Here is a 10,320-nt window from a genome sequence, read left to right as displayed (position 1 = left end):
TGGCTCATGATGTCCCTCTGGGATGCGCTCCGGATGAATATGATGATCTCATATCAGGAACTTGTTCGCACCTTCCTAAGCTGTGGCGTTAATTGCTCCGAGGCTTTTACTCGTTGATAGTCTTCATGCGTTTTAAATAAAATATCCAGAACCAGCTCATACGGCCCCGCATTTTTAGAACGAATGACCTGCGCCAGTGAGCAAATACTGTGTTTCATAACTGAACTCCTTCTGGCGTGACCTGCTCGATGTGGAAATCAAACCGTAGCGCGTCACTCGCTTCAATCAGGTGATAGATTGAGAACTCATACACCGGGCCGCTCTGAATATCGGAAGGGGAGAACGGGAACGCGAGGTTGCCCGCAGTAGCGATCCGGTTTTCATAGCCGTAGTGCAGCAGGGTAGAGCGCACCAGCGAACAGACGCTGTTGGCGATATCCTGGGTGGGGGCCACCACGTCCAGCAAAATTCCCAGCTCGTGCCCGGCAGACTGCATCGGCTCATGGTTGCCCATCACGCCATTCTTTCCGTAGAGGTGGAACGTCATGCGGATGCTGTCGTCATTCAGCGAGAGGTTGCGCTTCACGCTGACCTGCACTTCTTCGAGGATGTTATCGATCCCGGCAATCATGATCGGGTCGCGCGTACCGGCAATGGTCAGACAGCGGAAGCCGACCCGGCGGGCACCTTCAAGCTTCAGCGCATACGGCGTTTCTTCGTGACGGGAACCGCTGACGTACACTTCCCCCTCGTTGACCGCTTTGAAGCTGCACCCTTTCAGGTTCAGGACGCCGCCCGGTCCCGGCAGGAAGTACGGGTCGGATTTCTCATACAGGGTATGCGCTGCAGCCGATGTTTCGGTGAATTTACGCTTCGGATTAAACGTTTTCAGCGTAAAGCCGTTATCGTCAATGATGCCCATCGCGCAGTCGGAGCCAGATCCCGGCGTAGCAGCAATTGCCGCGCACTCAAGGATCTTACCGCAATGCAGCGCCAGACCTTCATCGAAGCCCTGCATGATAGGCAGTGCGGCAAAGCAGGCCGGGTCGTATGCCCGTCCGCCCAGTACCACCTGCGCCCCGGCCGCAAGAGCCCGCTGGAAAGGCTCGATACCCATCTGTGCGACAATATAGGTGCTCTCCTCGATGGCCTCGTGGGTCAACTCCGGGACGAAATCCAGGGCAGTGATTTTCCCGTTATCCAGCGCCTGATGCACAGTGGCTTTATCGACATCCGACGGGATCAGCGCCATAGAGAATGAGAGCTTCTCTTCCTGAGCAATCTCGAGGATTATCTGCCGGCACCACTCCAGATGTGGCGCGGCGCCGGAGCCACCCGCGGTACCGATCACCACCGGAATATTGTGCTTAACGCCAGCCACGATCATATAGCGTAGATCGCGTTTTACCCCCGCCCGGTCGGTGAAAGGCTTACCTGCCCCCAGATAGTGGGGGCCAGGGTCGGAAGAGCCCGCGTCAACAGCAATAAGATCCGGCGACTCGTCCATAGCTTTACGAAAACTCTCTTCCGGGAAGCCATAGCCCAGGATTGCCGTTGGCGATAAGATCTTAAATGTACGTGCCATCTTTTAATCCTTAGTTTGCAACAGTGCGATGGTGCGGTTCATTTCGTTAAACACGATGTTAAGACCTTCATCGAAGCCCATGCCCGGTTTGATCAACATGCGCATCGGGCGAGCGGCGAGGGCCACGTGCACGCAGGTACGGGCGCTGATTTCCGTTTCGTTACAGGTACCGCCCTGATAGGCTTCCATGCCGTGTTTGTTGCAATACAGCACCGCATCAACGATGTTGTGAATACCGCCCAGGTCCGGGGTTTTTATCTGCACCATATGGCAGCTGCCAGCATCGGTGAAATCCACAATGTCCTGATAGGTGTTACACCACTCATCCGCAACGATTTTCACGCCGGAACCCAGACGCATCAGTTCGTGGGTGATGGCGGTCAGCAGGCGGATTTGGTCCGGCTTATTACCCGCATCCACCGGCCCTTCAATGTACAGCGGCAGGCCCTGGGCCTCTTTTTCGAGGCTGGCGATATACGCGGCGCAACGAACCGGGTCCATATCGAAAATCAGACCGATGGTGCCGTACACGTCGATGTGCAGCGTCGGGCGATAGCGTGGGCTGGTGCGCAGGCTTAAGATGCGGTCGGATAACCAGCGTACATACTCACGCAGTTTTTCCCCTTTCAGGCCCAGCTTCTCTTCCACGTTGTTGATAAGCGCATGCGGCAGTACATCAACGCCTTTGAGGATCATCTTGTCGACGGCGATATAGCGGTCGTCACCGCTCTGACCGAATAATGGGATGGCTTCCGGGACGCACGGCAGTTGCCACTCGTCACAAACGACTTCCGTTTTCAGACGACCGGTCGCCAGGGCTGCCGCGTCGAGCAATGCCTGCGACAAGCCATAACGTACGGCGGTATGCAGCAGATGGCCATCTATACGCAGTTCGTCAAAGAAACGGGCATTCGTCAGGAATCGGTCAACATCACGGCCTTCCAGCAGCGGTTTGATGTGATCGTTAAGGAACGGAATGAAGTGTTCAGCCAGGAACAGCGGGTCACGGCCGCCTGCACCTGAATATTGCACCGCTGCACAATCGCCCACCGCCACTGCGCCGTTTTCCAGAATCAGCTGTACGGATACGCATTCACCCGCCTGGCGAACAGACGTAAATCCAGGCGTTACCGGATTGCCGGTATAGATAAATCCGTCATGCCCGGCACCGTTTTTGATGGCCTGCTGATCGTCGAAATAGAATGAGGAGTAGCCTGCGGTGAAAAGGGCCTGTTTAATTTTCATTATGGTCTTCCTATTAATTTACTGTGGGATACCGCGTTGATGTCATCAACAACCATCTGGAATGAGGGCTTACGTCCTTCAAAACGCGCGCGCTCGGCGACGTAATCGTGATGCAGGGCGAGAATATCTTTCGGCAGCGGAACCGCGCCGGCTTCCAGCACGCGAATCGCACCGGCGTTATCACGCACCGGCAGGATTTTGCCCGCGTTACAGGAGGCGGGAGCAAACGGTACGTCCAGCACGCCAGCTTCAAACGCCAGTACTGTTCCGCGCGCAACATCACCGTTGCCCAGCTCGAGGACTTTTTTCAGCACGGCGCGGACTTCGCTCTTAATGAGCTCGACTTCCTGCTCGACGGCGGCGCACGGTGGGAATTTCTGATCGCTGACCATATTGAGCATCTGACGTGAGGCCTTCAGACCCTGGGCGTTTGCGGCGGCGGTCGGAATACCGAACGCTTCGTGCGGGCTCTTGGTGATCACTTTGGTCGCTCCGGACATACCGGCAACTGCTGCACCCCAGGAAATAATGGCAAATGCTTTCGACTCATCTTCCGGGAAGCCGCCCATCCACTGGTGGAAGACGGTACTCAGCTCGTAATCGTCAAAGCCGTGGTTATGGAAATATTCGTGGGAGAGTTCGCGCAGAGCCTGAATGGCGGCGATATCCTGCGTCAGGCTACCGACCTGGCCGTAGCCGACGGTGATTGACTTCACGCCCTGTTCCAGCGCCAGCAGACCTTCGATAATCGCCACAGAGTGGGACACAAACGGCGGGATCAGGGTGCCGGTCAGCGGGCCAAACGGTTCACGGTTGATACGGATGCCGTTCTCTTCGTACAGGCCCATCAGGCGGTCGCAGTACTGCCAGTCGCGGATGGATTTTTCCAGAGTGACGCGCTTAGCATAAGGGATGTTGTAGGAGATACCGCCGCCTTCGTAGCTGGTAAAGCCGCTGGCCATTGCGATCTCCGCCAGCAGGCGCGCATCCGGCGTGCCGTGACGTACCTGAATCGGTTTCTCCAGCGCTTCAGTCATGCGGCGGCAGGCGGCGACGCCGTGGTTGACGACCGGTAAGCCGTTAAGTTTGGAGGTGCCCGCTTCGATGGATTTTTGGATCCCTATCGCTGCCTCTTCATAGCGATTCAGACGGGTGTAGGCATCAATGGTGCTGGGCAGCAAATCGCAATCTTCCTGCAGCGTTTTGAGCAGGGCGATATGTTCATCCATGAGCGCTACGCCAGCGCGCGGCTGGCTCAGGGTTTTACCTTCCTGGTCCGCCTTCAGTAAAGCGTGAGAAAAGCGTTTTTGCTCAGGAATGGTTTGCTGGTACTTCACGCCATCTTCGAAGTTCTCAACGTCCTTGCCGGTATGCCAGGTTTGTAAGACCTGTTGCCGCTCAGTCATGAATTCGTCATGGGTTAGCTTTTTATTTCGAAGTTCCATTCGTTGCTGCCTTAGGTTTTATAGGGTTAAACAATGAATACTGGTGCGAGCCGCCGCCTGCGGGTCCAGCCTGGCGACATTCGCCAGCAGAGGAAGCAGACCTTTTGCATCGCGGTAATAGTCAAACTGCCCGGGTAAAAGCACACGTCTGCTGCTGTCGTCCAGCTCGCGGTACTTCAGCCAGCGGTGAACATCAAACTGGCTGGCGCGGGAAAGCCATCCCCCGGAGCCCACCACTTTGCGCACGGTGGTCAGATCGCGCCCCACCTGCAAATCGACGTTACCTACGCAGGTACAGACCTGTTTTTTAGTGCCGGCATGGCGCTCGCTGGCGTACCCAACGCACAGCCCGGCCAGCAGCGTGTCGAAATGTTTTTCTTCTTCGGTGACCGGCAGATAATCCGGGTGGGCGACCAGATGGCGCAGATAGCGATAAAACGCTTCCTTGCGCTGAGGCTGATGGGCGAACACCGCGTTCACCAGTTCCTGGGTACTTTCGCCGACCACCACCGCCGAGACGCGCATACCGAGGTCTCCCTCTACGGTGCGTTTAACAAATGGCTCAGGCACACCGTGCAGAACGGTATCCGGGGAGAGCATGTTGGCGCTGGCGGAATAGACGTCGGTGGTGGCACCGCCCATGTCGATCAGCATGAATTCTTTCCACGCGCTGTCGACGTCGCTGATCGCTTTCACCAGCTCGTAGACGGTCCACGGGGTTGGCATCGGCTCCTCGCCGGTTTCCCCGACGATAACGTCCAGTCCTTTCCCCTTCACAATGCGGGACAGAAAGACATCGCAGATGGCCTTGCGGGCGGCATACGGATTCGGGTGATCGAGGTCAGGCAAAACGTTGTCGACCGTAATCAGATCTTTGTGGCCAAGAATAGCCTGCACATCGTCCTGAATATCGCGGTTTCCAGCGTAGATAATGGCGCAATCCAGCTTTGACGCTGCCAGCGCGCGAGCATTGGCAAGACCGTAGCTCTCTTCTCCGCCATCCGTACCGCCTGTGAACAGCAGAATGTCCGGTGGAGAATCCTCCAGCGCCCGAATATCGTGGCGGTTCAGTTTGTAGGAGTAGTACTGGGCGATTTTGGCACCTGCCGAATGGGCGGTGACCTTGGCCGATTCCAGGGTTATCGACGGCACCAGACCCATTGCGGCAACAGCGAGCCCACCTTTTGCCGACGAGGAGTATTTCAGCGTAACGTCCCCGCTGTTCAGCAAAGGTCGCGCATCGGCAACGTTTAGCACCTGGTTCAGGCTGGTAAAGAACCCCTCCGCCAGATGGTGGGTCGTCGTCGGGGTCAGAACGTGGTTGACCAACGTTAGCGCATCACCCTCTGGTGTGAAGAGCGCTGCTTTGGTCCACGTCGAACCTATGTCGACTGAGACGATTTGCATCAGAAACCCTCTTCAAGACAAAGCTCTTCAACGCGCTGACGCTGCTGTATATCGTTCGCCATCAGCTGACAGACGTCTTCCAGGTCGTGGCTTGGGGCGAAAACGCGGTTGAAACCCATCTCTTTGAATTTGGCTTCGACATCGGCAAAATCGTGCTTACCCACGACCAGATTACCGCCAACAAAAAGCAGGATGTCGCCAATACCGCGTTCGATGCAGCGCTCACGCAGCCCCAGGCAGTCGATGTCGCCATGGCCGTAGATGGATGAAACGACAATAGCATCAGCCCCGGTTTCGATGGCTGCATCAATATATTCATCCTGGCTCACCATCACACCAAGATTGATGACGTGAAAATTATGAGAAGTAAAAACACGGTCCAGAACTTTATTGCCTACCGCATGGCAGTCAGCACCAATGACGCCAATAACAAGTGTTGATTTCTTCATGGGTAATCCTCTGTAGGGCTGATTGTAAAAATATTATGGGTATTAAAAATAGTTAATGGATATTCGGTCTGTTAATGGTGTTGGAGTGTCTTTTGAAGACGAAAAGGAAGCAATTGATCTATTTTCAAAAAATCCTTCCAAAAATGATGATGGTAATGGCGTGTCATATAAAATCATTGAAATTCAATCTGTTGAATGATGTTGGTTTTGGGTTTGATATTTATCTGTAAACGTTGATGACAAAAGCATTGTGATATTTGTGATCGAGCGCCTGTTTTATTGTTGAGAGTAGAAAATATATTTTTTTTGACTTTTATAAGTGGAGGGCTATTGCCATGCAGACATTGGTGAGAGGGTATTTACTGTTTTATTGATATTGGTCATAAACGCCATTCGTACAATTAAGGGAGAGTGATAAATACATCAAATTTTTGGCATGTGGAGGTGGGTATAATTCAGCGCTAATTTTAATTATCCGTTTTCTTGCATCTTTGAATATTTAATCTGAGGATATAACGATGAGTAAAGGGAAGGTTTGGCTTGTAGGGGCAGGGCCTGGTGATGCGTCTCTGATAACGGTAAAAGGTCTGCACTGTATCCGCCATGCGGAGGTGATTGTCCATGATCGCCTGGTTAACCCTGAGCTTCTGGCCCAGGCTCCGGCAAGCTGTCTGATTATTGATGTTGGTAAAACCCCAAGTCATCATCCGGTACCTCAGGAACAAATCAATGCCTTGCTGGTTAAGCATGCCGGGGAAGGGCGGCAGGTGGTGCGTCTGAAAGGCGGTGACCCCTACGTTTTTGGCCGCGGGGGTGAAGAGGCCGAGCAACTGGCGAAAGACGGTCTGGAGTTTGAAGTCGTGCCGGGGATCAGCTCCTCGATTGGCGGATTGGCCTATGCCGGGATACCGGTCACGCACCGTCATTACGCCTCCAGTTTTCATATTGTGACCGGTCATATGTGCCAGGGGAACGATCCGCAAAACTGGCATGCGCTGGCGAAAATCAACGGAACGCTGATCATTCTGATGGGAATGACCCGGCTGACGGAAATCTGCCAGCAGCTCATCGAGGGAGGCATGTCCGCTGAGACGCCGGTGGCGGTAGTGATGTATGCCAGCCAGTCTCGTCAGCAGATTGCCAAAGGTACGCTGACCGATATCCACCTCGAGGTTGAGCGTCAACAACTGCATGCTCCTGCGCTGATTGTCGTCGGTGAGGTGGTCAACCTGCAGGAGATACTGGCGTTTTCTGCATCGCATATCGCGCTGAATCAGGTTGTTGTCTGATGTTATCCTGACATTTTCAAAATGGCCGAGTGAAACGAATGAGTGAGCATGGTGGTAATGTCCTGGAAACGGGGCTGCAGTTGGGGATCGCTCCCGAGTTGTTGTTAGACTTTAGCGCGAACATCAATCCGTTAGGGCTACCCGAGCGCGTCAGGTCGCTCATTGTGTCCCATTTGGATATCATCACGCAGTACCCGGACGTTGAATACCGCCATCTTCATCAGGCGCTGGCCAGCGCCAGTCAGTGTGACTACGACCAGACAATTGCCGGGAATGGCGAAACGGAGTTGATCTATGGCCTGGTGCGAACGCTTGCCCCTCGCCGGGCGATGCTGCTGGTGCCAGGGTTTGCCGAATATCGCCGGGCATTACAGCAGCAGGGTTGCCAGATAATCGACTACGCGCTGAGTGAGCAGAACGGGTTCCAGGTGGATTTCTCCATACTGGACGCCGTTCGCGCGCACAGGCCCGATTGCCTGTTTATCGCAACGCCGAATAACCCTACCGGACTCATGCCTGATGCCGGTCTTCTCGATCAACTGGCCTCGCTGTGCGAAACGCTGGAGATTTCGCTGATTGTTGATGAAGCTTTTATTGATTTTCTGCCGCAGGGATCCATGCTGGCGCCGCGACTGGCTGAGTCACGTTATCTTTACCTGCTGCGTTCTCTGACCAAGTTTTTTGCTATTCCCGGACTGCGCCTTGGGTATCTGCTCAGCGGAAATACGCAGACTATTCGCCAGCTTAAACGCACCCGTGAGCCCTGGTCCGTGAATGCCTTTTCGGCACTTGTGGGGCAACATTTGTTGCTGGATGAGGACTATATTTCTCGCAGCCATGCCTTTATCGCCCGGGAGCGGGATTTCCTGTGGCAGGCGATGACGCGTTTTTCATCGCTGGTGGTCTGGGAGCCGCAGGCCAATTTTATTTTCTTCCGCTGCCTGCGTCAGGGGTTCGACCTGAAAGCGGCACTGCTTGGTCACCATATCCTTATTCGCCACTGCGAAAACTATCCAGGGCTCGATCGCGACTACTATCGGATTGCCGTGCGTACTGAAGCGGAGAACCGTCGGTTTATTGCCGCGCTAACTGACGTTTTACAAGGCTAGGCGATGGACTATTTCCCGATTTTTTGCAATCTGAAGGGTAAACGCTGCCTGATCGTAGGTGGTGGGCAGGTGGCGACGCATAAGGCAAAGGGGCTGCTGGCTGCCGGGGCTGAGTTGTGTCTGGTTGCGCCCTCCCTGACGCCGGAACTCGCCAGCCTGCACGCGTGCGGTGACATCGAGTGGGTCCCGGCGACGTTTGCGCCGCAGTATCTGCAATCATGCTGGCTGGTTATTGCCGCAACCAGCGATCCGCAGGTGAACCGTCAGGTCGCCAGGGCCGCCAGCGCGGAGCGTCTGTTTTGCAATGTCGCAGACGACCCTTCTGCTGCCACCTTTATCTCACCGGCCATTATTGACCATTCGCCGGTCATTATTGCACTTAGTTGCGGAGGCAACGCGCCGGTCTACAGTAAGATCCTCAAAGCACATGTCGCAGCCCATCTTCCTCCGGACATGCGAGAAAGCGTGCGGCTGGCGGGGGCGCTGCGTGAAAGGGTGAACGGCGCATGCGTTGACCGGGATCGCAAGCGCGCATTTTGGGCCGCATTCTTCCGGCATGTTCCGCTGCAACAGGCTTTAGCGCAGAATCATGAGCAAGAGGTTAAGCAGCAGGTCGAGTGGCTCATCCAGCACAAGTTGCTGTCAGAGTAGCGTCACGCCGCCTTTTACCATCCGCAGCAGGTGCTGTTCAGGCCAGTGACGGGTGAGCTGTTTTTTTGCTAACAGCCATTTCACATAATCGACATCGTCTTTATTTCTGTCCAGCATCAACCCCACGACGCTGCCGCTGTGCGCCACGTTCACCCCGTAGATGCCGCATTCCTCCACCAGTGAGAGCAGTGCGTCAAAATCCGGTTTAGGTAACAGTGTCTGGCTGGCGATGGCGCTGAGGGTTGCCGCTTCTCCCATCCGGTAAGGGTTTTGCGTCATACAGGATTCCTGTACTTTTTCCCATGCACGCTTCAGCGCTGGCGCACCGGCATGTAACCCAGCCTGACGTGGGATGCGGTGATAATCGGCCGTGCGCAGCGTTTGCGGACTTTCAAGAACAAGCAGATCGAGATTGGGCTGGGTGTCACATGAAATCTGCGTGGAAGCGTCGTTATGATCGAAAAGGGTCAACTGGCGAAACACGGTACTGTCGGTAGGTTCGAGTGAAACGCAAAGCGTTGCCAGTGTGCTTTCGTCGAGCTGATGCCCCAGATGGTGGGCGGTGGCGATGGCGGTGGCGGCAATATCTGCGGTGCTGCTGGCCATCCCTTTGGCAATCGGGATGGTCGAATGGACATCAATGCGGATATCCTGGCTCAACTGCGCCGGGTAGTGCCAGTGCTGCAATAACCGCTCGACCATCGCGCGCGACAGTGGGCGTTCATCCGCCAGGGCTGAGCCGTGGCTCACCTCAACCGTGCTGTACCATTCGACAGGGCAGGAGACCAGTTTCTCACTGCCCAAAATCCAGCCCTGGATAAGCTCACCGCACGACGCGGGGCATTGCGCAACAGCCACATTTCCACCTTTCTGGTCTGCAAATTCTGAAGCATAGTGTCATGAGGATATCCCTCGTACCTTGATATACCGCAAATTCTCCCCTGGATAACCTACATATTATTCTGCGATTCTGCTGAATACGTAACGCATCAATAAAGCCACACGAACTTACGTTGAATAGCAATATTATGTGATAGCCAGGTTTTAATACCTTAATGAATTTCCTGATTACCACCATGATTCAGCTCTTCAGGACTACACTTAAAGGGTTCTGTTCTGGAGGGTTAAATCATGGCCAGA

At 54.7% G+C, this 10,320-nt stretch carries 9 protein-coding genes and 1 pseudogene; 3 read left to right on the top strand and 7 right to left on the bottom strand.

All coding sequences use genetic code 11. From position 1 onward, the window contains the following. Nucleotides 1–77 precede the first annotated feature (77 nt). From V6E55_RS24045 to glmS, 6 genes and pseudogenes are all read right to left on the bottom strand, one after another. Nucleotides 78–218: pseudogene (locus V6E55_RS24045) on the bottom strand (DUF4387 family protein); the annotation flags it as partial. After that, the gene (locus V6E55_RS24040; RefSeq protein ID WP_316944039.1) at nucleotides 215–1,585 is read right to left on the bottom strand and encodes an acyclic terpene utilization AtuA family protein; all 1,371 of its coding nucleotides are present in this window, start codon (nucleotides 1,583–1,585) and stop codon (nucleotides 215–217) included. The pseudogene V6E55_RS24045 and the gene V6E55_RS24040, both read right to left, overlap by 4 nt. 3 nt (nucleotides 1,586–1,588) lie before the next feature. Next, on the bottom strand, nucleotides 1,589–2,830 hold the full coding sequence (locus tag V6E55_RS24035; protein WP_024907735.1) for a methylaspartate ammonia-lyase: 1,242 nt from the start codon (nucleotides 2,828–2,830) through the stop codon (nucleotides 1,589–1,591). Continuing rightward, nucleotides 2,830–4,275 carry a methylaspartate mutase subunit E gene (locus V6E55_RS24030; protein ID WP_316944038.1) on the bottom strand — a complete coding sequence of 482 codons (1,446 nt, stop codon included), beginning with the start codon at nucleotides 4,273–4,275 and terminating at the stop codon, nucleotides 2,830–2,832. Before V6E55_RS24030 ends, V6E55_RS24035 begins: the two co-directional genes overlap by 1 nt. Before the next feature lie 18 nt (nucleotides 4,276–4,293). Further along, nucleotides 4,294–5,682: a methylaspartate mutase accessory protein GlmL gene (gene glmL / locus V6E55_RS24025; RefSeq protein WP_114978321.1), complete on the bottom strand. Its 1,389-nt coding sequence runs from the start codon at nucleotides 5,680–5,682 to the stop codon at nucleotides 4,294–4,296. Further along, complete coding sequence (glmS, locus tag V6E55_RS24020; protein ID WP_028019184.1) at nucleotides 5,682–6,131, bottom strand: methylaspartate mutase subunit S; 450 nt, start codon at nucleotides 6,129–6,131, stop codon at nucleotides 5,682–5,684. The genes glmL and glmS overlap by 1 nt, the downstream gene beginning before the upstream one ends. Nucleotides 6,132–6,649: 518 nt before the next feature. Between glmS and cobA the strand changes: the two genes are divergently transcribed. From cobA to V6E55_RS24005, 3 genes are read left to right on the top strand one after another with little or no spacing between them, the layout of a single operon-like run. Next, entirely contained in the window at nucleotides 6,650–7,420 is a 771-nt protein-coding gene (gene cobA, locus V6E55_RS24015) for a uroporphyrinogen-III C-methyltransferase (protein WP_316944037.1), read from the top strand. Nucleotides 7,421–7,458: 38 nt separating this feature from the next. Then, the gene (gene cobD / locus V6E55_RS24010; RefSeq protein WP_129996171.1) at nucleotides 7,459–8,529 is read left to right on the top strand and encodes a threonine-phosphate decarboxylase CobD; all 1,071 of its coding nucleotides are present in this window, start codon (nucleotides 7,459–7,461) and stop codon (nucleotides 8,527–8,529) included. Nucleotides 8,530–8,532: 3 nt separating this feature from the next. Then, nucleotides 8,533–9,180, top strand: a complete 648-nt coding sequence (locus V6E55_RS24005) for a precorrin-2 dehydrogenase/sirohydrochlorin ferrochelatase family protein (RefSeq protein ID WP_114978318.1) — start codon at nucleotides 8,533–8,535, stop codon at nucleotides 9,178–9,180. Here V6E55_RS24005 and V6E55_RS24000 read toward each other — a convergent pair. Next, nucleotides 9,172–10,038 (bottom strand): L-threonine kinase, encoded by an 867-nt coding sequence (locus V6E55_RS24000; protein ID WP_316944036.1) that lies wholly within the window; start codon nucleotides 10,036–10,038, stop codon nucleotides 9,172–9,174. The genes V6E55_RS24005 and V6E55_RS24000 overlap by 9 nt on opposite strands. Nucleotides 10,039–10,320 lie beyond the last annotated feature (282 nt).

The organism is Enterobacter sp. 342 (assembly GCF_036663495.1).
Lineage (GTDB): Bacteria > Pseudomonadota > Gammaproteobacteria > Enterobacterales > Enterobacteriaceae > Enterobacter.
Note: the sequence above shows the minus strand (reverse complement) of the source record. Positions and strands in the feature narration are given on the sequence as shown.

Bases quoted from the DNA above. Each gene is read 5' to 3' on its own strand.
- V6E55_RS24005 (WP_114978318.1), top strand. From the start codon at position 8,533: ATGGACTATTTCCCGATTTTTTGCAATCTGAAGGGTAAACGCTGCCTG.
- V6E55_RS24030 (WP_316944038.1), bottom strand. From the start codon at position 4,275: ATGGAACTTCGAAATAAAAAGCTAACCCATGACGAATTCATGACTGAG.
- V6E55_RS24035 (WP_024907735.1), bottom strand. From the start codon at position 2,830: ATGAAAATTAAACAGGCCCTTTTCACCGCAGGCTACTCCTCATTCTAT.
- cobA (WP_316944037.1), top strand. From the start codon at position 6,650: ATGAGTAAAGGGAAGGTTTGGCTTGTAGGGGCAGGGCCTGGTGATGCG.
- glmL (WP_114978321.1), bottom strand. From the start codon at position 5,682: ATGCAAATCGTCTCAGTCGACATAGGTTCGACGTGGACCAAAGCAGCG.
- V6E55_RS24040 (WP_316944039.1), bottom strand. From the start codon at position 1,585: ATGGCACGTACATTTAAGATCTTATCGCCAACGGCAATCCTGGGCTAT.
- cobD (WP_129996171.1), top strand. From the start codon at position 7,459: ATGAGTGAGCATGGTGGTAATGTCCTGGAAACGGGGCTGCAGTTGGGG.
- glmS (WP_028019184.1), bottom strand. From the start codon at position 6,131: ATGAAGAAATCAACACTTGTTATTGGCGTCATTGGTGCTGACTGCCAT.